Consider the following 25,276-nt stretch of genomic DNA (forward strand, 5'->3'; position numbering starts at 1 on the left):
CGAATCAAGGAGGAAAAGATGCCCAGCATGCAGGACATTAGGTCTGAGACAACGCGGTTTGACGACCTCTACTGGGAAGCAAGCTCAGAGCCGATCGTCGAGGACGACGTCGAACTGGAGGAGATCGTCGCTCGGGCGGAACTTCCTGTGCTGCTAGCTGCACTTGCGGCGGCGCTGGGCGATCCCTCTTTCCTTGCCAGCGATCTGCGGCCTCCGTTGACCCTGGTGGATACCCAGCCCCATCCCCACGGGGGAATGTCACCAGAGCAGCAGGATCGTGCCAGGGCGCTGGCTTTGGAGGGCTTGCGCCAGCTGCGGGATAAGGCGATCACCAGTGTTGACTTGCTGGAAGACAGCGCCGTGTCCGCCCTCCTCGGCTTCCTTACAGGCCGGCGTGAGCACTGGTACCCGTCGCTGAAGCATGAACTTGACCTCGCCCCGGACAAAGGCCGAGCTCCCGGGTGGGATTTTAACGAGGTAGCTGCCGGCCGTGATTTCCCAGTACTGATCATCGGTGCAGGAATTGCCGGGATCGCCGCGGCCTACCGGTATTCGCAGGCGGGCGTGCCCTTCACAGTCGTGGAGGACGCACCCACCTTGGGCGGGACCTGGGCCAAGAACACCTACCCGGGTGTCCGTCTCGATACCCCAACGTTCGGGTATTCGTATTCCTTCGCCCAGCGGGGTGACTGGCCCCACCAGTTCGCCGAGGGCGCCGACGTCCTTGACTACGTCCGGGACGTGGCCGAGCGCGCAGGCGTGGTGGAATGCATCGAGTTCTCCACTCGTCTTGTCCGCTTGGTGTGGGACGATGAATCCCGCACCTGGCAGGCGACCACCCGCCACAGCGGCGGGCAGGAGCGGGTCCGGACCTTTGCCGCCGTCGTAAGTGCGCTTGGCCAACTGGACCGGCCCAACATCCCCGACTTCCCGGGCGTTGAGCTGTACCGGGGGGTGACCATGCACTCGCAGGAGTGGTCGCACGACGTCGATTACCGGGGGAAGCGCGTGGCGGTCATTGGCACCGGGGCCAGCGCTTACCAGATTGTGCCCGCCCTGGCTGATGAGGTTTCCGGGCTGGTGCTCTTCCAGCGCAGCGCACCGTGGATGCTGCCGGCACCTAATTATCACGACGGCGTCAGCGAGACCTTCACATGGTTGCGGCGCAAGGTTCCGCACTACGCACAGTGGTACCGCCTGTGGGTGACGCTTCAAGGCATCCCCGGCCGCATGCACACCGTGACCGCCGAGGACGGATGGCAGGGTGCGCCGCTGAGCGTTTCTGCCAAAAACCAGGAAGTCCGGGAGGTGTTGATCGAGCGCTTGAAGGAGCAGTTCGCGGACCGTCCGGAACGGCTGGAGAACGCCATCCCCAACTATCCGCCGGGAGCGAAACGGATGCTGCGTGACAACGGAGTGTGGGCAGCTGCCCTCAAGTCCGCGCGTACCACTGTGGTCACCGCCGGGATTGATGGGTTCTCTGAAAACGGGATCATCGACAACGCAGGCGTTGAACACGAGGTGGACATCGTCGTCTTCGCCACCGGCTTCAAGCCTTCGGAGTACCTCGACGAGGTGGAAGTGATTGGCCGTGACGGTGTGGAGATCCACGATTTCTGGAAGGGCGACGCCAGGGCCTATAACGGCGTCACCGTCCCTGGTTTCCCCAACTTCTTCCTGATCTATGGTCCCAACGTCGGGGGCGTCGTCGCGGGAAGCCTGCACTTCATGATCGAGCGGGCCGTCGAGTTCTCACTGAAGGCCGTCCACGAGGTCCTGCAGCGCGGCGCCTCCGCGATCGACGTCAAGCCGGCGGCGCTGGACCGCTTTGTGAAGTGGGTCGACGCCGGAAATCGCCGGATGGCGTGGGGGCAGCCCTACGTGAGCAGCTGGTATCAGAACGCGCGCGGCCGAGTTTCCCAGGTATGGCCCTACACCAACGTGGAGTACTGGGAAGCAACCGAGACGGTCAAGGCGGACGATCACGAGTTCTTTGCATGACGGTTGTGGTGATCGACACCCCGGCAGGGCAAGTCCGGGCGGGTCTCTGCGCAGGAGTAGTGGACGCGTCCGGACTTCGTTACGGCGCGGCCTCCGCGCCCCGCACGGGTGAGGTTTCCAGTGTGGTTGCTGGTGAACCACAAGCCCGTCCCGCCGCATTTCCGCAGCGGCCGGGCATGTTGGACGAGGTGCTTGGCACTGCGCTAAGCGAACTTGAACAGCGTGAGGATGCGTTCACCTTGCGGATCCAGGCACCTGCCGGTGCCCAAGGGCTGCCCGTGCTCTTCTTCATCCCTGGAGGCGGTTTCACCACCGGTTCCGGGGAGTGCCGGTGGTACGACTCCCCGGACTTCGTGCGGAACGGCTGCTTTGTTCTGGTGACGGTCAACTACCGGCTTGGGGTTGCCGGGCACTTAGGACCGCTTGGAGATCCTTCGGAATCCACCAAACCTGTGCGCGATCTACAAGCCGCACTGGCTTGGGTACGGGAGAACATCAGTGCCTTTGGTGGAGACCCCGCGAAAGTCACCTTGGCCGGGGATTCTGCCGGTGCCTGGTACGCCTATGTGCTGAGCACGGATCGGTTGGTGCGTGGTCTGGCGGCGCAAACCCTGTTGATCAGCATGCCCCGCTTGGCGCCTTTGCCCGTAGAAGTTTGGCTTAGCCATCGTGCGGCTGTTTTCGAGGCGTTGGGACCGAGTCTGGAGACTGCGCCTGTTCGCGCGCTTCTGGATGCCCAAGAGGCTGCGAGGGCAGGGCTCCGGGCGTTCCCGTACAGGCCTGCGGAGTCTGGGCAGGCTCCCGGCGACCTGGTGAGATACGCGAATTCGGTGCAAAGGATCCACACCAGTGCCCTGCTCATTATCACCACCGGCGAAGAATCCGCGGCGTTCCTGCGCAACCAACCGCGGCAGCAGTTCTCCGATGAGAGCGTGGACGGGTTCCTTGAGCGAACCTTCAAAGACCCGGCCCGGGTCGCACAAATGCTGCTGGCCGAAGGTGAACAGCCCGACGCCTACCTGCGGATGGTTCGAGCCGCGACACTGGCCCAGTTCCGCCTCCCCGCGTTGGAGATCGCCGCGAACTCACCTGTGCCGGCCCAAGTGGTCCGGTTCGACCACCGAAGCGGACTCGATGGAGCCTACGCGGCGCACTGCTTCCCGCTCGCCTTTATCTTTGACGGCACCGATCGCTGGCGGGATTCTCCGATGATGGTCCACGCCTCGGAGGCAGAAACCGCGAGGGTGACTGCTTCGACGCGCGAGCTGATTTCCCGGTTCCTGTATCGCGGAGTTGCTGAAGACAGCCGGTATGAAGCCAGGGCTCCGCAGTCGTTGATCATTGATGCCGATGGCGTGCGGTGGGAGCTGGCGCCGGAGGCGGAGCTGCGGGTAATTGGGCGCTGGAAGACGTGAAGGCGGGTCTGCCGGGTCCCCTCCGCGGTTCGGGTGGTGGCTTTCCAGGTCCTGCTTATGGAGCGGGTTCAGGGTCTTGGTTGTTTCGCCTTCTGCGTGCTCTGTACTGGTTGTAGGTTCTCTCTGGGTTCGTGGGGATGGTCGTGTTTGGCTTACACGTCTTCATAGGTAGGGGTAATGATTGCTTCGAGATCCTGCCCGCCAACCTGGTACGGGGCCGCGGCTGGTGAGCGTGAAGTGCTTCGGCAACCTCCTCGGTGACGGGAGCTTTCGGATGGGCAAGCATTGCCATGGAACGACGCTCCTTCATAGTCATCCAAGGAAGGCGACCGTCATCATCCGATGGGCACGTAGCTCACGTGCCGGCCAGCGTCGTCGAGTATGTGGCCCTGGAGCTTTGGGATCTTAGGGACGATCCAACGGTCGCGTACGTGGACTGGCGGGTTTAACGCAGCAAGTCGGGCCTCTACTTCGTCCAATTCCTGCAGGCCACGCAGGCGAAGGGTGGCCATGAGGTTGTGTTCTCCGCTGACGGACGCGCACATACGCACCTGTGGATAGGCGGTAAGGATCTTGGCTACGTCTTCCAGTCGGTCCTGTTCCAAGCTCATCCAGATGATCGCCGAGCAGGACCAGCCGGCGTCGAGATAGGCGAAGTCCACCCGCCAGCTAACCCACGGGGCTCGTAGGAGCATGTCCACGCTTCGTGAGGCGGTGGCGAGGGAGCCACCTACGCGTTCCCGCAGGGTAGCGATTGGCGTTCTTGCATCTTGGCGGAGTTCATCGATAAGTGCCAGGTGATAAGGGCTGGGGTTCGCCGAAAACTCGATTCCCGCGCGCTGGTTCCGCAGCGCGGCCACTTGCCTGCTGTTCAGGAGCGGCAGCCGCCAGCTTGCACCGTCCTGATGTAGCCGGCTGGCTATGTGGACGGTTGTTGAGACGATGCCCGGGATAACCGCGATTTCCCGTTGAACAAAGTCGTCTATGTCCTGTAGCGACTGCGCGCGAACGGTTGCCGAAAGGTCCCTGCGCCCGGTAGTGCACTGGACGCCCAAGATATTTGCCTTGGACACCAACTCCTTGACGACCGCGTCGCGATCCCCAGGTATGCAGGTTATCTCCACGAAGGCGACGAACCGGGCTTGGAAGGCGTCCGTCAGCTCCGGCAGGTAGTCGCAGGACGTCCACACCAAGCGCTCCTCCTTGAGTCGGTTCCATCGGCGCGACAGGGTGGACGAGTCCACGTTCAGGATCCGGCCCAGAGCGGTCCACGAGACACGTGGGCTGACTTGCAATGCGGTGATAATCTCCAGTTCCAGACCGTCGATTAGTTGATTTTCGTGCATGGCACATCCTCCAGGGCGAATAAACCGGCTATATGTGCATGATAGATGCAAAAGTGTTCCTCACCACACATACTGGTGTGGATATCACTGATGGTTCGTTCGCGATCCCGGACTCCGGGCGAATCAATACGTCCGGGGACCCCCCCCATCGGATGGGGCCCATTCAGCGCCCTCCATTGTCGTAGAGGTTCCAAATGTCAAACACCCGTGTAAAAAAGAAATCGCCGAACAACCGTTCCCTCGCCGCACGCTTAGGCTTCGGATTCCTGAACGGCGTCGAGAAGGTCGGCAACCTGCTGCCTCACCCGTTCATTCTCTTCGTCATGATCGCTGCCGGAATCATTGTCGCTTCCGCCATCGCTTCGCTGGCCGGGGCAGAAGTTACCAACCCGGTCACTAACGAGACCGCCCCTGTGAAGAGTCTCGCGTCGGCTGAAGGCCTCGCGTTCATGTTGACTTCCATGCTGGACAACTTTCTCTCATTCCCACCGCTGGGCCTGGTGATTGTTCTGCTCTTGGGGCTGGGACTGGCCAATGAGTCGGGGATACTGAATACGGCCCTGCGCTTCCTCGTTGCGCGGGTGAAACACCCGCGGCTGATCACCTTCGTGGTGATCCTCGTAGGCATACTCAGCAACCTCGCCTCCGAGTCCGCCGCCATCGTGGTTCCTCCACTGGCAGCCTTGTTGTTCCTCTCCGTCGGCCGTCACCCAATTGCCGGTCTGGCGGCGGGGTTTGGTGCCGTGGGCGCTGGTTTCTCCGCGAACGTCATCATCGCTGGCACGGACGTTTTGCTCTCCGGCATCAGCACGTCCGCAGCCGGCATCGTGAATCCGCAAGTCTCAGTAACACCTGTGTCCAACTGGTACTTCATGAGCGCCTCAACAATCGTGCTGACAATCGTAGGCGTGCTGGTCACGGAGAAGATCGTAGAACCGCGCCTCGGCAAGTACGACGGACCATCCCCTGCAGGCTCAGAGGTCGCTGCCCCGGTCACCGCCTTGGAGAAGAGAGGCCTGCGCAACGCCGGGATAGCAGCGCTGATCTTCCTTGCCGGTGTCGCGCTGCTCATCATCCCGGAGAACGGCATCCTCCGAGGAGAGGACGGAGCTGTGGTCGAGTCACCGTTTATGTCATCCATCGTGCCCCTTCTTTTCCTGCTGTTCCTGATCGTCGGCATTGCTTACGGCAAGACGACCGGAACCATAAAGACGATCAACGACGTGCCGCGCTTGATGATCGCCTCCACCAAGGATCTCGGCAACCTGCTGGTGCTGATATTCGCCGTGGCGCAGGCCATTGCCTATTTCAGCTGGTCGAACCTGGGTCTCTGGTTCGCCATCCTCGGCGCCGATGCGTTAAAGGGTCTGAATGTCGGCCCCATCGGCAGCCTGCTCATTGTTAGCGTCGCGACCTTGTTCTTCAGCCTGATCATCTCCAGCGGATCTGCCTTGTGGTCGTTGCTGGCCCCGGTCTTCATCCCCATGCTGATGATTAACGGAATCGACCCGGCCTACACGCAGCTCGCTTTCCGCATCGCTGACTCGTCCACCAACATGCTGGTGCCGCTGAGCCCGATCCTCGCCGTGGCGCTGGGCTACATCCAGCAGTACAACAAAAAGGCGGGGATCGGCACGGTGTTCGCCTTGATGATTCCGTATGCGGTGTGGTTCTTCCTTGTCTGGAGCGTTCTGTTCGTCGTTTGGGTGTCAGTGGGCATACCGATCGGTCCTGGTGAAACGCTGCACCTCGGATAACCCAGACCCCAACTCTCACATCCAATCGATAGGAAATGACATGACCGAGAAAACCTTGGAAGTCACCCCGCGCACCGCTGACTTAGACGATGAAACATTCCTCCGCAGTGTGCTAGGTGAGCTGATCGATGACCTGCTGTCCGTGAGCCACCGCATTCACGAGCGTCCGGAGACCCGCTTCCAGGAGTACTTCGCCGCAGATCTGCTCAGCACTGCTCTGAAGGATGCAGGTTTCACGGTTGATGCCGGCATCGCCGATCTGGACACTTCATTCCGTGCAGAAGCCTCCTTCGGCGAAGGGGGCCCAACCCTCGCCTTCATCTGCGAATACGATGCTCTGGAGAAGATAGGCCACGGTTGTGGCCACAACATCATTGCCGCCGTCGGACTCGGCGGAGCCCTCCTGACCAAACGCCTACTGGAGCAGGACGGCATGCTTCCGGGCCGCATCGTCGTCATTGGAACTCCCGGGGAGGAGGGTGGAGGTGGCAAGTCCTACATGGTTGAGGCCGGGTGTTTTGATGATCTCGATGCCGCCCTCATGATCCACCCGGGCGGCGAGAACCTCTCGGCCATGAGCACGCTCGGACGCGTCGCTCTTACGTTCGAATTCACGGGTAAAGCTGCGCATGCAGCCGTCAATCCTGAGTTTGGCATCAACGCTCTGGACGCATCAATCCTGACCATGAATGCGATTGGATTGTTGCGACAGCAGTTGCCTACGTCCGCGCGAGTCCACGCCGTCATCGAGGACGGCGGCGACGTACCGAACATCATCCCTGAACGTTCCCTTATCCGCGCCTTTGTCCGTGCTCCGGACACCGGAACCCTCCTCAACGACCTGGTGCCGAGAATTATCAATTGTGCCCGTGGCGCAGCGCTGGCTACCGGCTGCACAGTCAGCATCGACCTTCCAACCCCTGCTTACGCGGCACTGAATTCGAACCCGGTACTCGGCCGCATGATCGAGGACAATTTCGCCCGCATCGGCCGAAAAACCGTTCCGCTGCTGACAGAAGCATTCCCCGGATCCACAGACATGGGCAACGTCAGCCAGGTCATTCCGGTAATCCACCCGAACGTCGAAATTCAGCCGGGGATTAACATGCACAGCCACGAGGCCACAGAAGTGGCCGGCGGCCCAAACGGTGACAAAGCAGTCCTGGACGGCGCACTCCTGCTTGCACTCACCGCAGCCCAACTCTTCCGCTCCGAGTCTTTGCTGACCGAGGTCAAGCAAGCATTTCGTCCCGGACTGAGAATCCCTGCGCAAATCAACAACCTGGAGAGTCTGAGGGGCCTGATGTGAAAGGCTCCTGCCCGACGTGGTAATAGCTTGACGGTGCGCTCGACGACGACGGCAAACGAACTAGTCTTGCCAGGGCTAGCATCCTCTCGGCCTGGAAGTGAACTCCCGGGACAGTAGCCGTGCACGGGCAAAGCTGCGCACGGCTACTGGAACGCCGTAGCGGACGTTCAGTCTCTCCCGCTGTTATTGTGGCTGTTGCCGGATGTTCCTTGCCGATTCGCTCGTTGGTCACTCAAGTTGAAGCCCAAAAGTAATACATGCGTGACCAACCGATGAGCCCTCGTAGATACGCTGTTTAAATGGCAGCTACCGGGATCCGGAGATGGCCGCGCTGAGTTGGTCCTCACTGGGAATGCTTCGCAGCCCCACTTCGTTGCGAAGCCTATTCGTGTGGCTCCTTCTGACCCTTCTGCTAGCGGGAGCCGCGTCCTATACCCACGGCACGAGGTACGCTATCGTTCCCGGGTGTTCCCCGATTCAGGCAATACACAATCCGGGTCCTACGGAAGTGCCGCCCCAAGCGAAACCCGCAGTCAAAGTCTCCGGGACTTCAATATCTTTCTCGCAGGCAACGGACACCGGACACGTCGCCGCACCATCCTCCGGGACTGAAGAATCCGGCAAAGACTGCGGCCAGAGCCGGCATGCGCCTCGCGGCGAACCGACCCCGAGGACCGGGTTCGGTGATTCGCCATCCGTGGCTCACCAATATCCCGGCGACGCTTTGATCAACAACACGGCACCCCCGGAGCCGGATCTGCCCGCGCTGACCGTCGTGGAGCTTTCCATCAGCAGGACGTAGGACGGTTCGCCGACCAGCCTCACCAACCCCTGTTGTTACACCTGGAAAGAGATTGCAATGACGCACATACAGTCCACGCGGACTGATCACCCACAGCTTTCACGGCCAGCCCGTCGGGCACGCAAGAAGGAACGACTAGAGCGCGCCGGACGCAAAAGACCTTCCGAGGATCCGCAAATGCGCCGCATGTTGGCGTCCCACATTCACTGTGGCCAGGAAATGGAACTGATCGTCGTTCATCCAGTCCTGCCCAGCCAGAAGACATCAGCCGGGAATAGGCGCACCCTCCTTACCTACCGATGCACCTGTGGATTCAGCTTCGATCAACAAACCTAGCGAGGTGCCCATGGCACTGTCAGAGGAAGAACGCAGACGCCTTGAAATGCTCGAACAAGAGCTCGCGTCCACCGATCCGGATCTGGACCGGACACTACAAACCGGGGCGCACAGACTCCACTCGCGGGAGGGTTCCACGATGGTCCGTGGAATTCTCACGACGGTAGCCGCATTCGCCCTGGTCATAGTCGGCATAGCAACAGAGCTCATCATCATAGGCATCCTGGGCTTCGTGCTGATGCTGGCCGGCGCCCACTGGTTCATCAAAGGGCTCGGTCCTGGATCAAGGCCAGAGGAGACACTTCACGACGCCTGAAAGGCAACGACGTCGCCACCTGGCCACGCAGGCCGGTGCGCCGCCGTCGTGGTCGCCTCCGTGACGGGAGCGGCCACTCAAACGGTCAGGTCCCTCCTGCGGACAACCCATCCAGCAAGGAGCGCACCCAAGACGGCGATGCCTGTCATCGTGAGGGAGGGGAACGGTTCAAAAGGCTCCACGGGCATGGCAGGGGAATGTCGGAAGGGGCTCACATCCTGCAGCCAGCCCGGGAGGCGGAGAAGTTCGCCAAACTGTCCCAGCACCAGTCCGGCGGCCAGCAAGCCCCAGGCCAGTGGAATGCTTAGTCTTGGAATTGTTGCGAAAAGGACCGCTGTTGCTGCCACGAAGACGGCTGCGGCGGGTAGGTGGGCAGCGGCAGCAGCCACTAGCAGGCCGGGCGAATCGGTGCCGATGCCGGCCACGGTCAGGCCCGCCGAAGCTGCGACCCCGGCGACAACCGACACCACCACCGTCGAGACTGCTGCAACAATCACGTTTGCTCCCAACCATTGTGCTTTGGTTCGTGGCGCGGCCAACAGAAGTTCTGCTCTGCCCTCCGCTTCTTCGGCGCGTAAACGAAGCATGGCTTGAATGCCGGCGGCAGCAGCCAGGACACCGGCTATTCCTAGCAGCGCGGTGGTGAATAGATCAATGATCGTTCCCGTGGATCCTGGAACGAGCCTGGCAATCAGTTGTGAAAGTGATTGGTTTCCGCCAATGACGTTGGAGACCGTCGGGCCAAGACCGCCGGCAATGCCTCCCAAAAGGGCAGCGAAAATGCTCCAGCCGATCAAAGTAGGAAGTTGAAGCCGCCAGCCAAGACCTAGGAGGGAGGTACTTCCTGCCGCTGCGCGATCCCGGCCCGGGCGTTCAGGAACAAGGCTCACTCCGAGGTCCCTGTTGCTTCTGAGCCAGAGCACCCCGACCATCAGAACGGCTGCTGCCGTTGCCAAGATCATGAGGGGACCGGCGTCGGCAACAGTGAATGGTCGTGTCCTTTGACCCCAACCGATGGGAGAAAGCAGGGAGACCCACGCACTGGTGACGTGCGTCAGTCCGTCATCAGGGGTGCCTAAAGCATCTCCAATGCCCCTCACGAAATAGGCGGCTCCCACCAATCCCGCCGCTGCTCCGTTGGCTCCTCGGGCTGAGGGCATGACCTGAGCGAGAACGGCCGCAACAGCCAAGAAGAAGCCTCCGACAACTCCTACTGCAAAGCCCGCAGTCAAAGAACCGCGGGCGGGAAGCCCGGCAGCAGTGAACGCGGTAAAGACGCCCAAAGCCAATACGAGATTGGCTGCCATACCCAGGATGAGTGACGCCGCAAGGGGAGTGGCCCGCCGGATGGGCGTGGACGTGATCAGTTCCTCGCGACCCTGTTCTTCATCAGCGCGTGTGTGCCGGATAACGAGGAAAGTGCTCATCAGGGCGGCGAGTACTGCTGTGAAGGCGTAGCCCTGGAAGAAGACCACCGCTCCGGTGCTGGTGCCGTCGGGGAGCCCCCTTATGAAGAGGAACGCGGGGCTCGTGGTGGCCACCACAATGATCGATGTCCGCTCGGCAACGCCTGCAAACTCTGCTGATACGGCTGACGCTACGGCGAAGCACAGAAACGAGATGCCGGCGATCCAGATGGGCAGCACGATTCGCTCTCGTCGAGCTTGAACCAGCAACAGAGCTCCGAGGCCGGTCATGAGGGTACCTTGCCCGTTGAGTCGCTGTAATGGCTCAGGAACAGAGACTCCAGCGATGGCGGTGAAACCGTGAGTCCGCTGATCCCGGCTCGCGCGACAGCCTCCAGAACAGGGGTGAGGTCCGCCGCCTCGACGTCGAACTCGAGAGTCCCTCCTTCGGCGTGGGCATTTTGAACCCCCGGCACAGCGATGAGCTGGACAGATTGAGTGCCTTCGACCCTGAAATGCGTAAGTTTAAGATGCCGCAATTCATCGAGGCTTCCTGTTTCAACAGCCTGGCCTGAACGAATGATGGTGACTTTGCCGCATAGTTGCTCCACCTCGCTGAGGATATGGCTTGAAAGCAGCACCGTGGCTCCCTCAGCACTCACTCGCCTGACCTGACGGCGGAACACTGACTCCATGACTGGATCCAGCCCGGCACTGGGCTCATCCAGGAGATATAGCTTGGCTGGGCGGGCAAAGGCCGCAATGAGGGCAGTTTTCTGACGGTTGCCTTTCGAATAGGTTCGTGCCTTGCGCCGTGGATCGAAGTCGAACTCTTCGATCAACGCGCGCCGAAGTTGTTGGTCTGCTCCTCCGCGAAGGCCTGTCAGCAGGTCAATGACTTCCCCGCCCGAAAGATTGGGCCACAGGCTGACATCGCCAGGGACATAGGCAATGTCCCTGTGCGTCAGGACGGGTTCTTCCCATGGATTCAGGCCGAGGACATTCGCTGTTCCTGAAGTGGGCCGGATCAGGCCCAGCAGCAACCTGAGGGTTGTTGATTTTCCGGCGCCGTTGGGGCCGAGGAAGCCGTGGACCTCGCCGGCCTCCACTCGGAGATTGAGGCCGTCAAGAGCACGAGTACTGCCAAATTTCTTCACTAAGAGGTTTGCGTGAATCACTGGGTCGCTTGTCACTGCTTACTCTCCCTCGGTCAGGCAACAACGACCGAGGCGGCTGCCACGGCGTTCCGCGGGCAAATTGCTGTGCGGGCCGACCAGGCTTCCCGGCTCTCCAATCGAAGCCTACGTCCGGGAGCCGACGCAGGGAAGACTTTCACTGACGCAGCTCGCCACGCTGCGCCTCGCAACCGGGGGTCAGGGATTCTGTTCCCGTTCGTAAACATCGGGGATACCATCCTGGTCCGAATCTATGGCTTCCTCAGCTTCTGCGATGCGGTATTGGCGGTTCCGCGTGCTCAACACCACCGAGGCCATCAAGGCCGCGATCAATGAGGCCGCCAGGATCCCTACCTTGGCGTGGTCATCATGGGCGCTGCCCAGTCCAAAGCTCAGTTCCGCGACCAGCAGCGAGACGGTAAAACCGATGCCGGCAAGGACTGAAACGCCGAACACATCTACCCATTTGAAAGATTTATCCAAGGACGCCCTGGTCGCTTTTGTCAGAACCCATGTCGTCCCGAGAATGCCAATGGGCTTTCCCAGCACCAAGGCCAGGATGATGCCTAGAGCCACGGGGTCTGCCAGCGCCGAACCCAAACCGTCCCATCCACCTACAGCGACGCCGGCGGAGAAGAAGGCAAAGATCGGCACAGCGATACCGGCTGAAATTGGACGGAAGCGGTGTTCGAAGATTTCGGACAAGCCGGGACCTGCTTCGGGGCCCCCGCTGGCCTTGGACCGGATCACCGGAATGGCGAATCCCAGCAACACACCGGCTACCGTGGCGTGGATCCCCGAAGCATGCACCAAGGCCCAGGTCACGATTCCCAGCGGAAGCAGAATCAGCCATGCGGCCGCTGGTTTGGTGCCGAAGAAGCGCCGATATTTTTGGGCCAGGAACGTGTACAGGGCCAATGGGACCAAGGCCAACAGCAGCGGGGGGGCTTGCAAATCACTGGTGTAGAAAATGGCGATGATACTGATCGCTATCAGGTCATCGACCACCGCCAGAGTCAGCAGGAAAATTCGGAGCGCACTGGGCAGGTGCGAACCGATGATCGCCAGCACGGCCACCGCGAAGGCAATGTCAGTGGCTGTGGGAATGGCCCAACCGCGCAGTGTTTCGGGGCTACCGACATTGATTGCAACGTAGACCAAAGCCGGGACGGCGACACCTCCGGCTGCCGCCGCCACCGGAACAATGGACTTGCTGAACTTGCGAAGGTCTCCAGCTACAAATTCCCGCTTAAGCTCAAGCCCCACGAGAAAGAAGAAGATTGCCAGCAGACCATCCGCCGCCCAAGTGCCCAAACTGAGTTCCAGATGCCAGGGTTCGTAACCGATTTTGAAATCCCGTAAGGCGAAGTAGCTGTCCGCCGCAGGTGAGTTCGCCCAGATTAATGCGATCACGGCAGCAGTGACCAGAAGGGCTCCGCCTACGGTTTCCTTCCGGAGGATGGCACCGATACGTAGCGACTCTGCATAACTGCCACGCCCTAGAATCGAAGGGCGCGGGGTACTGGTGGGGTTCTTGCTCATTCAGGGAGTCCTCTGCAATGGGTCGACGACATCATGCCGACCAGACTTCCCGGCGCACCTGCCATCATTCTATCGGGGGAGTGGATGTCTTTTTACCGTCCGGGTTTCTTCGGCGGGGTGGCCCGCGGGGGTGTCACCGGGATTTCTGATGTAGCCAATCGTTCGGTGAACTGGGCTTCCACCGCCTCGGCGACTTGGTCATGGACCTGCTCCGCGACGTGCTCCTGGTAATGCTCCTGTACGGAATCGGCCATGGTGTCTTGCATATGCTCGGTGACATGGGCGGTCATCTGGTCGCGGGCCAGCTTCCTTTGCGCGCGCATCAGGGTGGCGTGCTCCACATGGAAGGCTTTGGCCGTGGAAATACACATGAGGATGATGACCACGCTGAATGGCACAGCAGTGAGGATTGCCGCGGTTTGGATTGCTTGGAGGCCGTTTGCCAGGAGCAATGCAATGGCGACGGCGGCGGCTGACAAGGCCCAGAAGATCCTTAACCAGTTTTTGGGTTCCACGTCGCCACCGGTGGAGATCATGCCCATCACCAGGGCTCCGGAGTCAGCGGACGTAATGAAGAAAATTGCGATCAAGAGGATGGCACCCACGGTGAGGATCGCGCCGCCCGGGAGGCTGCCAAGCAAGTTGAACAGTGCGCCCTCGGTGTCCACGCTGCCGTCGTCGCTGATCAGGCCGCCGGCGCCGAACAATTCGCGATAAATTGCGGCGCCGCCCAGGACAGAGAACCACAGGAAACCCACCGTGGTAGGAACCAAAAGGACCCCGGCAACGAACTGACGAACGGTACGGCCCTTGGAGATACGTGCGATGAAGATGCCCACAAAAGGCGCCCACGAAATCCACCAGCCCCAGTAGAACGTGGTCCATGCAGCCTGCCAGGCTTCGCCCTCGGCACCGGAAAAGGCCAGCGTGTTAAAGGTCAAACCGACAACGTTCTGCAAGTAGTTGCCAATGGATTGCACGAACTCACGCAGCAGGAACAGCGTGGGACCTGTGAACAACACAACCAACATGAGCAAAGCAGCGAGGATCAGGTTCGTGTTGGAGAGCCACTTCATGCCTTTGCCCACGCCGGACACCACGGAAACGATGGTGAGCGTGATGATGCAGAGGATAAGGCCGATCTGCGTCATGGTGGTGGCCTGCACGATGTTGGCCTGCTCAAGCCCGGCCGAGATCTGCAGCACGCCGAGACCCAGCGAGGTTGCGACTCCAAAAAGTGTTCCGACCAAGGCGACGACGTCAATGAGGTTGCCCCATCCGCCCGAAACCCGCTTTCGGCCCATCAACGGCTCGAGTGTCCATCTTATGGAGATGGGTCGGTTCTTGCGGTGCACGGCGTAGGCAATGGAGACGCCAACAACGACGTAAATGGCCCAGGCATGAAGGCCCCAGTGCAGATACGTTTGGGTCATCGCCTGCTGGGCGATCGCCAAAGGTGAGCCCTCCGTGCCCGGCCGGGGCGAGGCGAAGTGATTCAGAGGCTCAGCCACCCCGAAGAAGACCAGCCCGATTCCCATGCCGGCTGCAAACAGAAGGGCGAACCAGGACATGACAGAAAACTCAGGTTCGTCCTCGTCCTTGCCCAGTTTTATGTCGCCATAGCGGCTCAGGCCGATCCACAGGGCGAACACCACGAATAGGGCAATGGCGGCCACGTAGTACCAGCCGAACCACTTAATGACGTTTCCCTGGATGGTGCTGAACATCTCGGTTGCGGCCGCCGGGAAAATTGAGGCGAAAAGGACGAACACTACGATGACTGCGGCGGCGGGCCAGAAGACCCACGTGGCGAGTTTTTGCTTCTGCTTTCCGGGCGGGTGCGCTCCCCTATCCGGCAGGGATGGCTTCTGTTTCCCCTGTGGTTGGCTGTTGGTCCTGATGCCTTCTGTGGCGGACATTCCCAGTTTCTCCTTTTGCGTTCTTCAACGCTCAGACTTCTCTTTTACGTTCAGCTCTTTGTGAATTCGTCTGGTGTGTGGTTCCTGTGCAGCCTGCAAGTTTACTTAACCGCCTGGCTGCACGCGCTTGAAGAAACACTTTCCCACGGTATTGATGCGGGATTGAGACGTGACCGCGGAGAGCCTCATCAAAAAGCATCCTGCAGAAGAGGCGGCAGCGCCAGCCTTGGAGAATCCGTGGTGAAATGATGATCGACAAAATCATCCACCTGCCGCCTCATCGTGCGTGAAGGTGTAGCATCCGAAGTGGTGTGCCGGGAAGGCTGGTCGGCGGCGATGCCGCCCCGTCTCCGGGCGGTCAAGAAGCCGTCCTGAGGAGCCTGCCATGCATGTCCTTATTATGTCGTTCGGAACCCGCGGTGACATTCAGCCCTACGCCGCTCTTTCCGGGGCTCTTGCCCGCGCGGGACACGACGTCACCCTCGCTGTCCCCGAAGGTTTCGCAGATCTGGTGCCACATGGCGGACCCGGGACCATCAGGCACCAACCGGCAGGCTCCAGGATGCTGCGCCTTCTTCAGGAGGTCATGCCCGAGCTAAGCGGTCCCCGGGATGCGCTCCGAACGCTCGGCATCATGACCTCGGCCATGCGCGAACTGAACGCGGAGTGTTGGGCTGCCGCCCAGGCTGCGCGCCCCGACGTCGTGGTCTACCACCCCAAGTGTCTTGCCGGCGCGCACATCGCTGAGGTCTTGGGAGTACCCGGCGTGCTTTCCCTCCCGATACCGTTTTTTACCCCAACGCGGGCGCACGCCATGCCGTTCTTCGGCGGCGCCTCCTTCGGATCGCTGGGAAACAAAATGTCGTACGAGTTCCGCAGAATGAGCGGGATTATGTACGGCGGCATGATCAATGACTTCCGACGCGACGTGGGGCTGCGTCGGGTCCATCGCCTAGCCGACCCACTCAGGAACTCCGACGGAAGCCCGGTTCACATCCTGTACCCCTACAGCAGGCACGTCGTCCCCATCCCCGATGACTACCCGCCGTCGGCCCATGTCACCGGCTACTGGTTCCCGGAGCACAGCGACGATTCCTGGGAGCCACCTGCCCGGCTGGTGAACTTCCTGGCGGCGGGCGAACCGCCGGTTTACATAGGATTCGGCTCCATGGGCTTCGGCAAGGGAGCGACCGGGCGTAGGGACGCGGTGCTTAAGGCTCTGCGGGCTCATGGACTGCGTGGAATCGTCGCTACAGGATGGGGCGGTATCGCGCCCGGAGAAGCAGATGCCGACGACGTCCTGGTGCTGGAGGGCGCTCCCCACGAATGGCTGTTCCCGCGGGTCGCGGCAGTGGTTCACCACGGCGGTGCGGGCTCGACGGCGGCCGGCATCCGGGCGGGTCGGCCCACCTTGGTTGTACCGTTCCTTGGCGACCAGCCCTTCTGGGGCGCACGGGTCCGCTCGCTCGGTGCAGGGCCCGCCCCGCTTCCGGCCAGACAACTCCGCGAGGGCCTGACCGACCGGCTCGGCGACCTCGTACACAAAGCCTCTTACGCCTCACGCGCCGATGAGTTGGGTGCAGCAGTTCGGGCGGAACACGGTCTCGCTGCCGGAGTGCAGGCCTTGGAGCAGATCACGGGTGCTGCGGTCCTGGAGGGGTAGAGCTACCGGTGAAAGCCCTTGCTCCGTGCGCACGAAAGGGCAACGCCTTAGAACAGCGGCCAAGGAACCGCAGGCATCCCACCGCTCGGAGCGGGGAACCGCCCTGCTAAGCGCAACCGGGCGCAGCGCGTGGCCAGTGATGCGAGTTCTTCGGCACTTAGCAGCTCGGCCAAGTCTTGGCCCAGCCCACCGTGCAGCCCTTCGGCGACACGATCGATGCCGTCGCGTTCCTCGGCGGCAAGAGGCTCTCCCAGCCATCCCCACAACACGGTGCGCAGCTTGTGATCATGGTGGAAGGTCAGCCCATGGTCCACGCCGTGCCGGTGTCCATCCGTCATAGCGAGAATGTGGTCGCCTTTTCGGTCGGCGTTGTTGACGATCATGTCGAAGACTGCCATACGTCGGAGTGCTGGCGTGTCTTCGTGAACAAGGGCGACCATCCGTGCGTTCTCATCTTGTCCCTCGAGAACGTGTTTCCAGCCTGTCTCGGGCACTTGGTCCGTCGCAATCAGGTTCACGGCGCGTTGGGACGGGTCTTGCTCCTGCCAGAGCTGCACCATTCCTTCGCCGAACGGGCCATCGCGCAGCCAGGTTCGTGGAACGATGTCCCAGCCGAAGACTTGCGAGACCAGGAAAGCGGCAACCTCCCGGTGGGCAAGGGTCCCGTGGGGAAAGTCCCACAGCGGGCTTTCGCCGGCTATCGGCTTATAGACGACGTCGAGGTCGCCGATGCTGCCCAGGAAGGTAGCGTTCGAAGCCGTGGTGATGCGCCCGGTGAGGGTCAGCTCGGCGGTCACCAGGTCCGGCGTCGGCATCAGACCTCAGGAAGGGTGCAGATGTGCCCATCGGCGTCGATGGGGTAACCGCAGATCGAACACGTCGGACGCCCGGCCCCTACGATCTCACGGCTTCGTTTGGCGAATGCGCGCGCGGTGCCGACAGGCATCCGCACCAGCAGCATCTCGTCGGCAACGTCCTCGTCATCAGCATCGACATCGGTGATGGGGTATGCCTCAATGACCACCTGAGCCGTGGTTGGATCCCAACCCAGGCTCATGGCGCCGGCGCGAAACTGCTCCTGAACGGACTCAAGGGGGTCGTTGTCGACAAGCTCAAGGGGAGTACCTGTGGGAATGCTGAACGGGTTGCCCTCGGCAGTAATCAGCTGGTCGAGAATGTCGTCGACCTTCTCCGCGAGCAGTGCCGACTGCTGCTTCTCCAAGGCGATACTCACGATCTGCTTCCCTGCGCGGACCTGCAGGTAGAACGTGCGTGCCCCCGGAAGGCCAATGGTGCCAATTACCACCCGATCAGGCCAGGCAAACTCGTGAACACGTGTAGGCATGTCAGTATTTTAGGCACATAAGGTTCATAGCGCGTTCTGCCCTGCACCGCCGCCGACCGGCGCATCGCCCGAATGGATACCGTTCGACAGCCAGGACAGGTCACCCGCGTCGGTGTTGGTCGCGTAAACGCTCGGCCGGCTGGGGCCGTAACTCACGATCGAAACTGACGCAGGGCCTACGTTGATACGCTGGAACAGATCAAGGTGCATGCCGAGCGCGTCGGCGAGGATGGCCTTGATGATGTCACCGTGGCTGACCGCAGCCCACACGGCCCCCGGCCCGTGCTCCGCTTCAAATGCTGCATCATGGCGTCGAATCGCTGCCACGGACCTGGCTTGCATCGCGGCCATGGATTCACCGCCGGGAAACACGACGGCGGACGGTTGCGATTGCACCGCCGGCCACAACTCATCGCTCGCAAGATCACTGAGCGCACGGCCCTGCCACTGGCCGTAGTCGCACTCGGTCAGGTCAATATCAACGGGCGCGTACGGCGTGCCAGCTTGGCGATCGAGGATAAGCCGGGCCGTCTGCCGGCAACGCTCCAGAGGGCTTGACACCACACCGACTACCGGCACGGCTGCGAGCCGGTCTGCCATCAGAGTCGCCTGTTCGTGTCCGATCTGGTCGAGGCTGACGCCAGCCGCCCGACCCGCCAGCAACCCAGTGGCATTGGCTGTGGTGCGGCCGTGCCGCACGAGAATAACTGTCGCCATCCACCCAGCCTAGCCACCCGTACGACGGCGGTGTGAACCGTTCCGCGCCGTGCTCGGAAATCGAGGACTACAGTGGTTATATGGCTGCAAGCCGCAATCCGCTCGATGACCTGCGCGAAACCGTAGGCCATCTGGCCAATCAGCTCAAGCTGTCAGGTTCAGAGCGCGTCGATGACCTGATGGGCGATTTCATCGGTGCGAGGCCCGGGCCGGCGAGGCCCCTGTCCGAAGTGCAGGCGGAACTGGACGCGCTGGTCGGGCTGGAGACGGTGAAGGAACAGGTGCGGGCCCTTGTCGCCTTGCTACAGGTCCAGGCCCGCCGGAAAGCACATGGGCTGCCGGAGGTGGCCACATCACAGCATCTGGTGTTCCTCGGAAACCCGGGCACGGGCAAGACGACGGTGGCACGGCTCCTGGCCGAGATGTATCGCGCGGTCGGCCTGCTACAGAGGGGCCACCTTGTGGAAGTCGATCGTTCGGGCTTGGTGGGGCAGTATGTCGGGGCGACCGCTATCAAGACGGACCGGGTGATCCGGCGTGCGCTGGACGGTGTCCTGTTTATCGACGAGGCCTACGCTTTGGCACCGGAGGATGGACGGATGGACTTCGGTCCCGAGGCGATCGAGGTCCTGCTCAAGAGGATGGAGGACCATCGCCACCGTTTGGTGGTGATCGTGGCCGGGTACCCGCGGCTGATGGAATCCTTCTTGCTGTCCAATCCCGGATTGCGGTCCCGGTTTGCCCGGGAGATTACGTTCCCGGACTACTCCGTCGACGAACTCCAGACAATTTTCCACCAGATGCTGGCCCAGCACGAGTACACCTTGGAGCCTGGTGCGGACCAGATGTTGCGTCGCATCCTCACCGGGCTCCACGCTGGCGAGGACTCGGGCAACGCACGGTTCGCCCGCACGCTGTTCGAACAGGCGCTCAACCGGCAGGCGCTGCGGCTCTCACGCGACGAGGAACATAGCCTCGATGCGCTCGATCGTGATGCTGTCATGACGCTCACGTCGGACGACGTCGTCGAGGCTGCGCTGGCCCTGGGCGAGGAACCGGAGCCGGAACTGGAAGTGAGGACGGAACCGGAACGTTCACGCTGGTGGCGCTGGCTGGCCTGACCGGGGCCTGCGGAATGACAGGGGGCGTCCCGTGGAACCCGGACGCCCCCTGCTATTAGAACTCGACCGCGGCTCCTGCAGAGGCAACCGCATGGTCATTTTCTACGGTGCTTCCGCTGACACCCACGGCGCCAATGATGTGGCCGTCCTTGTTGTGCAGGGGAAGGCCACCGGGGAACGTGATGAGTCCACCGTTGGATACTTCGATGTTGAAGAGAGAACCCCCGGGCTGGGAGAGTTCTCCAATCGAACCTGTCGGCATGTCGAAGCATCGGGCAGTACGGGCTTTTTTAATTGCTATGTCGATGCTTCCCAGCCATGCATCATCCATTCGAATGAAGCCTTTGAGGTTGGCGCCTGCGTCCACGACGGCAATGTTCATAGCTGTTCCCTGTTCGATAGCAGCGTTTAGGGCTGCCGCGAGAACGGCTTCGGTCTGGGTTTGGGTGATGTCACCCATAGTATTCTCCCTTGCGAAATCTACTTGGAATGGCAACAGTTCTGTTAGGTTCGCCTAGGCGATCGGTGCCGGGGGTTGTTCGCCGCTCAGGACTGCGAGTGCGTTGTCGGCGGCGAGCATGGCCATGGCTGTACGCGTTTCCACTGTGGCCGAGCCGAGGTGCGGCAGGAGGGCAACATTGTCCAGCTCCAGCAGCCCGGGGTGGACTCGGGGTTCTTGCTCGTAGACATCAAGCCCGGCTCCAGCAATTGCACCCTTCTGGAGTGCAGTCGCCAAGGCGTCTTCGTCGACGATCGGTCCGCGCGCAGTGTTGACGAGGAACGCCGAACTCTTCATCGCAGCGAATTGCTCGGCCCCGATCAGGTGGTGGGTGGCTGGACCGTATGGGCAGTGCAGGGAGACGACGTCTGAGACTGCCAGTAGTTCGTCGAGGTCGACACGCCGGGCGTCCAGTTCGGCGGCGATCGCAGGATCGATTTCGCTGCGGGACTGGTAAACGATGTCCATGCCGAAGGCTTTGGCCCGACGCGCGGTTGCCTGGCCGATTCCACCCATGCCAACGACGCCGAGTGTCTTACCCTGCAAGCTGCTGCCGAGCAGGAAGAACATGCCCCACTTCCAGGCCTGGCCGGAGCGGATGAGTCGTTCACCCTCGCCGAGCCGGCGGGTCGCCATAAGGATGAGGCCGAAGGCGATGTCCGCTGTAGCTTCCGTGAGCACGCCGGGTGTGTTGGTGGCCACGATGCCGCGTTCGCTGCAGGCGGGCACGTCGATGTTGTCATATCCGACAGCGACGTTCGCGACGACCTTAAGCTGCGGGCCGGCGGCGTCGAGCAGTTCGGCGTCGACACGTTCGGTGAGCAGCGACACGATCGCATCGGCGCCGGCTACGCGGCGGAGGAGTTCTTCGCGGGTAATGGTTTCGGGACCGTTCCACGCCTCGACGTCGTGTTCGGCGCGGAGCTTTTCAATTGCAGTTTCGGGGATGCGTCCCGTGACGATGACCCGGCTCATGCGGTCACGATCCAGTCGCGGAGGCGGCCGAGGCCCTCGCGGATGTCGGCGACGTCGATGCCTGAGTAGGCGAGCCGGATGTACTGCCTTTCTTCGCCGGGTAGGCGTCGGCCGAAATGTTCACGCGTGCAGAAGGAGACTCCTGTTTTGTAGAGTGCGTCGCTGGCGAAATCGCCGACTGCGGTGTAGCCCATTTTCTGCATGACGTCGGTGACGTCGGGGAAGAGGTAGAACGTCGACTGGGGCACTGCGACGTGCATTCCGGGGACAGAGTTCACGAGTTCGCAGGCAGCATCCCGCCGTTCACGCAGGATGTCGAGCATCTGTTGGACCGGTTCCTGGGTGCCGCGGAGGGCTTCGATGCCGGCCCACTGCACGTAATGGGTGGTGCATGACTCGTCGTTGGTGTTGAGCGTGCTGAGTACTTTGGCGATCTCAAGGGGAGCTACAGCACAGCCGAGGCGGGAGCCGGTCATGGCGAACTTCTTGCTGAACGTGTAAAGGATGACGGTTCGTTCTGCCATGCCCGGAAGCGACGTGATCGAGCTGGAAACTCCCTCGTAGCGGGTCTCGAAGTAGGCCTCGTCGGAGAGCACCCACAGATTATGCTCCTGCGCGATCTGGGCAATGGCCTCGCGCTCAGCTGCAGTGGATTCCGCGGAGATAGGGTTCTGCAGGTCGTTGTAGATGATCGCAACGGTGTTCGGGGTGATCGACGCGCGCACCTGGTCAAGGTCGATCGAGAAGCCCTGGCTTGTGGGGAGGTAGCGGTACGGTACTGCTGTGCCTCCGAGATATTCGATCTGCGATTCGTAGATCGGGAAGCCAGGATTCGGGTACAGCACTTCCTGCCCGGGGTTCATGACTGCCTGCAGGAATTTCGTGATGACAGGCTTGCCGCCCGTCATGACCACGACGTTGTCGGGGGAGAGGGTGATGCCGCGGCGTGAGCCGATGTCCTCGGCGAGGGCTTCGCGCAGCTGGGGGATTCCGGGGCCGGGGCAGTAGCCCGTGTAGCCGTCGGCGATTGCCTTGGTCATGGCTTCGACGATGTGTGGGGCGGTGGGGATGTTGATGTCACCAAGGTGGAAGGGGTAAACCAGGTTCCCCTTCGCCTTCCAAGCCGCCGCCGCTTGGGCGACGCTAAAGGCCGTTTCAGTGCCGAGCCGTTCGAGTCGATGCGCGAGTTGCTGCATGCTGTGTACTCCTCGTTGAGTTAAGAGTCATTCATAGACATCTAATACATGACTAATATATCAAAGCGTCATGTGGCCTGCAGCACAAGAGTGCGACGCACTGTGACTTCCACATATGGGAGTGGCGCCGCATCCGGATATTAACCTGGATGCGGTGCCACTGTATTCAATGTCCGGCCATCGTTACCGAGGCTGCGCACCCAACTAGGTCGCAGTACATGCCGTTTAGAGCCCTCAGAACGGCCTGATCTGCTACTTACTTGGGTCGTGTTTGGCTGGCCGATAACCGGCGATCGCGGCACGGACATCGCCCTCTTCGTGTCCGTCCTTCTTCTTGCCAAGCGGCAGCACCTTAAGCAGCGGGTGCAGGATGAGCATGATGACCAGGCCCCACACGGCGCCGAGAATGGCTGAGCAAATCGTGTTCACGAGCCAGGCAAGGAAGCCGCCCACTACAGGGATCCCGACGAAGGGTGTCTCCAGGACATGGACAAGGTCATAGGGGCCATGCCAGCCGAGGTCGTAGGCACCCTGCAGCATAATGTGACCGCCAACCCACAGCATGGCGATCGTCCCGATGAGGGTGATCGCGGCCAGCACGGCCGGCATCCCCTTCACGAGCAGCCGGCCAAAGCGCTGGGAGCCCTCGGAAGCCTTGGTGGTCAGGTGCAGGCCAATATCGTCCATCTTGACGATGAGGCCGACGGCGCCGTACACAAGGACCGTGATCGCGATCGCTACGACGACCAGGATGAACGCCCGGACCCACAGGGATTCAGCGGCCACTTCATTCATGGCGATCACCATGATCTCGCAGGACAGGATGAAATCGGTGGTGATGGCACCCTTGGTAACTTTCGCCTCCGCTTCAGGCCCGCGCTGCACAGCCGGCGCCTTTTCGGCAGCAGTATGGTCGCCGCGGAACTTGTGCCACACCTTTTCGGCGCCCTCGTAACAGAGGTAGCTGCCACCCAGCATGAGGATGAACGGAATGACTCCCGGGATGAAAGCGCTGATGAGCAGCAGCGCCGGGAGGATGATCACTAGTTTGTTTCGCAGCGAGCCCCAGAAGATCCGTTTGATCATCGGCAGTTCGCGGGACGGGTCCGCCCCGGAGACGTATTGTGGGGTAACCGCGGCGTCGTCAATAACGACGCCGGCAGCCTTGGCCCCGGCTTTGGCGGCTCCTGCCGCGATGTCGTCCACGGAGGCAGCCGCTATTCGGGCCAGCGCTGCGACATCGTCCAACAGTGCGACGAGGCCGCCGCTCACAGGAGAGCTCCGTCCTGCTTAAGGTCGGGCAACTGGGGGTGAACACCTGGGTAGAGGCGCAAAAGAGGCATGTTCGGAGTATACGATGACGGGCGTCTTGGGCTGCAGTGACGGTGCCGGCGGCCTAATGTTCGGTGTCCGCCGCAGCCTGTTTCTTGGCAGCTTTTTCCGCGTCCTTCCCGGCGCGCAGCGCCTCCGCCTCGTGCTGCTCCTCGGCCTTTTCCTGATGGATGACCTGGGCGAAGAGCTTCTCCATCTCCTTGGCTACCCCGGCGGCTGAAGCAGGATTCTGACCGGTGACCAGTCGCTCGTCTACCGCCACTTTTTCTTCAAAGACGCCCGCGGAGACATGTCGTGCTCCCTGTTCCTCCAAGCGGTCTGCCAGGAAGAATGGAATGACCTTGTCTTTCCCGGCGGCAACTTCCTCGTCATTGGTGAACGCGGCCACGTCCCGGCCTTGGACAAGACGGAATCCGTTCTCCAACTCCACATTCAGCAGTCCAGCCGGACCATGGCAGACCGCGCCCACCAAGCCGCCGGCGTCGTAAACGCTGGCAACCAGGCGCTGCAGCCCTTCGCTGTCCGGGAAGTCCCACATAGTGCCGTGTCCTCCCACGAGGTAGACGGCATCATATTGCCCGGGATCAATAACATCCACGCGGGCAGTGTTGTAGAGGCCGGCGCGCGTGGTTTCGTCCTTCGTAAAAGCAACCTGGATGGGATCATTCGTGTCTACCTCGTCGCTGGGAGGCTGGCCGCCCTTGATGGAGGCAAAATCGACGAAGTGACCTGAATCTTTGAAGACCTTCCAAGGATGTGCGGCTTCGGCCACGTTGTAGCCGGTCTTCTCGCCCGTATCGCCGAGCTCGGAAACGCTGGTCAGTACCATGAGGATTTTCTTCATGAAGTGCTCCTATCGTCCAACGTCCACACTACGCCCCACGCATTTCAAGGCTCTGGCAGGCTGAAGAATCCATCGACTTTCAGCACGCGCCCCTATGCTTGCCTCATGTCTACTGATGAAGAGAAGGACCCTCCCGTACCTGCCGACGTTGAGGGCAAGATCCCGAAAAAGGTTCACGATGTCCCGAACGAAGAACTGCCCGACGCATCTACGGACGAACCCGGCGCGAAATAGACGGCAGACGGCGCGGTTTTGAGCCT

Annotated in this window: 21 protein-coding genes; 8 read left to right on the forward strand and 13 right to left on the reverse strand. The window is 61.4% G+C overall.

Annotated elements, in window-relative coordinates; all coding sequences use genetic code 11:
* Nucleotides 1-18: 18 nt before the first annotated feature.
* Nucleotides 19-2,001, forward strand: a complete 1,983-nt coding sequence (locus tag RIF72_RS02570) for an NAD(P)/FAD-dependent oxidoreductase (RefSeq protein ID WP_309073300.1) — start codon at nt 19-21, stop codon at nt 1,999-2,001.
* The gene (locus RIF72_RS02575) at nt 1,998-3,416 is read left to right on the forward strand and encodes a carboxylesterase family protein (RefSeq protein ID WP_309073301.1); all 1,419 of its coding nucleotides are present in this window, start codon (nt 1,998-2,000) and stop codon (nt 3,414-3,416) included. The genes RIF72_RS02570 and RIF72_RS02575 overlap by 4 nt, the downstream gene beginning before the upstream one ends.
* Before the next feature lie 335 nt (nt 3,417-3,751).
* Here RIF72_RS02575 and RIF72_RS02580 read toward each other — a convergent pair whose 3' ends face one another.
* Complete coding sequence (locus tag RIF72_RS02580) at nt 3,752-4,762, reverse strand: Lrp/AsnC ligand binding domain-containing protein (protein WP_309073302.1); 1,011 nt, start codon at nt 4,760-4,762, stop codon at nt 3,752-3,754.
* Nucleotides 4,763-4,956: 194 nt separating this feature from the next.
* Here RIF72_RS02580 and RIF72_RS02585 point away from each other — a divergent pair, with 194 nt between their 5' ends.
* From RIF72_RS02585 to RIF72_RS02595, 3 genes are all read left to right on the forward strand, one after another.
* A complete protein-coding gene (locus RIF72_RS02585) occupies nt 4,957-6,519 on the forward strand; it encodes an AbgT family transporter (RefSeq protein ID WP_309073303.1) in 1,563 nt (520 codons plus the stop codon).
* 40 nt (nt 6,520-6,559) lie between these two features.
* Nucleotides 6,560-7,828, forward strand: a complete 1,269-nt coding sequence (locus RIF72_RS02590) for a M20 family metallopeptidase (protein WP_309073304.1) — start codon at nt 6,560-6,562, stop codon at nt 7,826-7,828.
* Nucleotides 7,829-8,976: 1,148 nt separating this feature from the next.
* Nucleotides 8,977-9,282, forward strand: a complete 306-nt coding sequence (locus tag RIF72_RS02595; protein WP_309073305.1) for a DUF3040 domain-containing protein — start codon at nt 8,977-8,979, stop codon at nt 9,280-9,282.
* A gap of 77 nt (nt 9,283-9,359) precedes the next feature.
* Here RIF72_RS02595 and RIF72_RS02600 read toward each other — a convergent pair whose 3' ends face one another.
* The 4 genes from RIF72_RS02600 to RIF72_RS02615 form a co-directional block, all read right to left on the reverse strand.
* Nucleotides 9,360-10,979, reverse strand: a complete 1,620-nt coding sequence (locus RIF72_RS02600) for a polyketide antibiotic transporter (RefSeq protein ID WP_309073306.1) — start codon at nt 10,977-10,979, stop codon at nt 9,360-9,362.
* Nucleotides 10,976-11,881, reverse strand: a complete 906-nt coding sequence (locus RIF72_RS02605) for an ABC transporter ATP-binding protein (RefSeq protein ID WP_309073307.1) — start codon at nt 11,879-11,881, stop codon at nt 10,976-10,978. The genes RIF72_RS02600 and RIF72_RS02605 overlap by 4 nt, the downstream gene beginning before the upstream one ends.
* A gap of 180 nt (nt 11,882-12,061) precedes the next feature.
* Nucleotides 12,062-13,405, reverse strand: a complete 1,344-nt coding sequence (gene nhaA / locus RIF72_RS02610; protein ID WP_309073308.1) for a Na+/H+ antiporter NhaA — start codon at nt 13,403-13,405, stop codon at nt 12,062-12,064.
* 92 nt (nt 13,406-13,497) lie between these two features.
* Nucleotides 13,498-15,324, reverse strand: a complete 1,827-nt coding sequence (locus RIF72_RS02615) for a BCCT family transporter (protein WP_309073309.1) — start codon at nt 15,322-15,324, stop codon at nt 13,498-13,500.
* Between the two features lie 385 nt (nt 15,325-15,709).
* Between RIF72_RS02615 and RIF72_RS02620 the strand changes: the two genes are divergently transcribed.
* Complete coding sequence (locus RIF72_RS02620; protein WP_309073310.1) at nt 15,710-16,987, forward strand: glycosyltransferase; 1,278 nt, start codon at nt 15,710-15,712, stop codon at nt 16,985-16,987.
* Nucleotides 16,988-17,034: 47 nt separating this feature from the next.
* Here the strand turns inward: RIF72_RS02620 and RIF72_RS02625 are convergent, their stop codons facing one another.
* The 3 genes from RIF72_RS02625 to RIF72_RS02635 are packed head-to-tail and all read right to left on the reverse strand — an operon-like array spanning nt 17,035 to nt 19,049.
* Nucleotides 17,035-17,802, reverse strand: coding sequence for an SCO1664 family protein (locus RIF72_RS02625; protein ID WP_309073311.1), 768 nt, complete (start codon nt 17,800-17,802; stop codon nt 17,035-17,037).
* Nucleotides 17,802-18,332 carry a DUF3090 domain-containing protein gene (locus RIF72_RS02630; protein ID WP_309073312.1) on the reverse strand — a complete coding sequence of 177 codons (531 nt, stop codon included), beginning with the start codon at nt 18,330-18,332 and terminating at the stop codon, nt 17,802-17,804. Before RIF72_RS02630 ends, RIF72_RS02625 begins: the two co-directional genes overlap by 1 nt.
* 24 nt (nt 18,333-18,356) lie before the next feature.
* Entirely contained in the window at nt 18,357-19,049 is a 693-nt protein-coding gene (locus RIF72_RS02635; RefSeq protein WP_309073313.1) for an MSMEG_4193 family putative phosphomutase, read from the reverse strand.
* An 80-nt stretch (nt 19,050-19,129) separates the two neighbouring features.
* On the opposite strand from RIF72_RS02635, the gene RIF72_RS02640 reads away from it, so the two are divergent.
* Nucleotides 19,130-20,170 (forward strand): AAA family ATPase, encoded by a 1,041-nt coding sequence (locus RIF72_RS02640; protein WP_309073314.1) that lies wholly within the window; start codon nt 19,130-19,132, stop codon nt 20,168-20,170.
* Between the two features lie 55 nt (nt 20,171-20,225).
* On the opposite strand, the gene RIF72_RS02645 is transcribed toward RIF72_RS02640, so the two are convergent.
* From RIF72_RS02645 to RIF72_RS02665, 5 genes are all read right to left on the reverse strand, one after another.
* The gene (locus RIF72_RS02645; protein WP_309073315.1) at nt 20,226-20,630 is read right to left on the reverse strand and encodes a heme-binding protein; all 405 of its coding nucleotides are present in this window, start codon (nt 20,628-20,630) and stop codon (nt 20,226-20,228) included.
* Between the two features lie 54 nt (nt 20,631-20,684).
* Entirely contained in the window at nt 20,685-21,644 is a 960-nt protein-coding gene (locus tag RIF72_RS02650; protein WP_309073316.1) for a D-glycerate dehydrogenase, read from the reverse strand.
* Nucleotides 21,641-22,840, reverse strand: coding sequence for an aminotransferase class I/II-fold pyridoxal phosphate-dependent enzyme (locus RIF72_RS02655; protein ID WP_309073317.1), 1,200 nt, complete (start codon nt 22,838-22,840; stop codon nt 21,641-21,643). The genes RIF72_RS02650 and RIF72_RS02655 overlap by 4 nt, the downstream gene beginning before the upstream one ends.
* Before the next feature lie 252 nt (nt 22,841-23,092).
* Nucleotides 23,093-24,112, reverse strand: coding sequence for a DUF808 domain-containing protein (locus RIF72_RS02660; protein WP_309073318.1), 1,020 nt, complete (start codon nt 24,110-24,112; stop codon nt 23,093-23,095).
* A 124-nt stretch (nt 24,113-24,236) separates the two neighbouring features.
* The gene (locus RIF72_RS02665) at nt 24,237-25,016 is read right to left on the reverse strand and encodes a type 1 glutamine amidotransferase domain-containing protein (protein WP_309073319.1); all 780 of its coding nucleotides are present in this window, start codon (nt 25,014-25,016) and stop codon (nt 24,237-24,239) included.
* 105 nt (nt 25,017-25,121) lie between these two features.
* Between RIF72_RS02665 and RIF72_RS02670 the strand changes: the two genes are divergently transcribed.
* Entirely contained in the window at nt 25,122-25,250 is a 129-nt protein-coding gene (locus tag RIF72_RS02670) for a hypothetical protein (protein ID WP_309073320.1), read from the forward strand.
* The last annotated feature ends 26 nt before the right edge of the window (nt 25,251-25,276 follow it).

It is taken from the genome of Paenarthrobacter sp. (assembly GCF_031180005.1).
In the GTDB taxonomy this organism is placed as follows: Bacteria; Actinomycetota; Actinomycetes; order Actinomycetales; family Micrococcaceae; genus Arthrobacter.

Excerpts from the sequence above, each read along its gene's own strand:
- RIF72_RS02570 (WP_309073300.1), top strand. The coding sequence starts at position 19 with ATGCCCAGCATGCAGGACATTAGGTCTGAGACAACGCGGTTTGACGAC.
- RIF72_RS02575 (WP_309073301.1), top strand. The coding sequence starts at position 1,998 with ATGACGGTTGTGGTGATCGACACCCCGGCAGGGCAAGTCCGGGCGGGT.
- RIF72_RS02580 (WP_309073302.1), bottom strand. The coding sequence starts at position 4,762 with ATGCACGAAAATCAACTAATCGACGGTCTGGAACTGGAGATTATCACC.
- RIF72_RS02585 (WP_309073303.1), top strand. The coding sequence starts at position 4,957 with ATGTCAAACACCCGTGTAAAAAAGAAATCGCCGAACAACCGTTCCCTC.
- RIF72_RS02590 (WP_309073304.1), top strand. The coding sequence starts at position 6,560 with ATGACCGAGAAAACCTTGGAAGTCACCCCGCGCACCGCTGACTTAGAC.
- RIF72_RS02595 (WP_309073305.1), top strand. The coding sequence starts at position 8,977 with ATGGCACTGTCAGAGGAAGAACGCAGACGCCTTGAAATGCTCGAACAA.
- RIF72_RS02600 (WP_309073306.1), bottom strand. The coding sequence starts at position 10,979 with ATGACCGGCCTCGGAGCTCTGTTGCTGGTTCAAGCTCGACGAGAGCGA.
- nhaA (WP_309073308.1), bottom strand. The coding sequence starts at position 13,405 with ATGAGCAAGAACCCCACCAGTACCCCGCGCCCTTCGATTCTAGGGCGT.
- RIF72_RS02615 (WP_309073309.1), bottom strand. The coding sequence starts at position 15,324 with ATGTCCGCCACAGAAGGCATCAGGACCAACAGCCAACCACAGGGGAAA.
- RIF72_RS02620 (WP_309073310.1), top strand. The coding sequence starts at position 15,710 with ATGCATGTCCTTATTATGTCGTTCGGAACCCGCGGTGACATTCAGCCC.
- RIF72_RS02625 (WP_309073311.1), bottom strand. The coding sequence starts at position 17,802 with ATGCCGACGCCGGACCTGGTGACCGCCGAGCTGACCCTCACCGGGCGC.
- RIF72_RS02630 (WP_309073312.1), bottom strand. The coding sequence starts at position 18,332 with ATGCCTACACGTGTTCACGAGTTTGCCTGGCCTGATCGGGTGGTAATT.
- RIF72_RS02635 (WP_309073313.1), bottom strand. The coding sequence starts at position 19,049 with ATGGCGACAGTTATTCTCGTGCGGCACGGCCGCACCACAGCCAATGCC.
- RIF72_RS02640 (WP_309073314.1), top strand. The coding sequence starts at position 19,130 with ATGGCTGCAAGCCGCAATCCGCTCGATGACCTGCGCGAAACCGTAGGC.
- RIF72_RS02645 (WP_309073315.1), bottom strand. The coding sequence starts at position 20,630 with ATGGGTGACATCACCCAAACCCAGACCGAAGCCGTTCTCGCGGCAGCC.
- RIF72_RS02650 (WP_309073316.1), bottom strand. The coding sequence starts at position 21,644 with ATGAGCCGGGTCATCGTCACGGGACGCATCCCCGAAACTGCAATTGAA.
- RIF72_RS02655 (WP_309073317.1), bottom strand. The coding sequence starts at position 22,840 with ATGCAGCAACTCGCGCATCGACTCGAACGGCTCGGCACTGAAACGGCC.
- RIF72_RS02665 (WP_309073319.1), bottom strand. The coding sequence starts at position 25,016 with ATGAAGAAAATCCTCATGGTACTGACCAGCGTTTCCGAGCTCGGCGAT.
- RIF72_RS02670 (WP_309073320.1), top strand. The coding sequence starts at position 25,122 with ATGTCTACTGATGAAGAGAAGGACCCTCCCGTACCTGCCGACGTTGAG.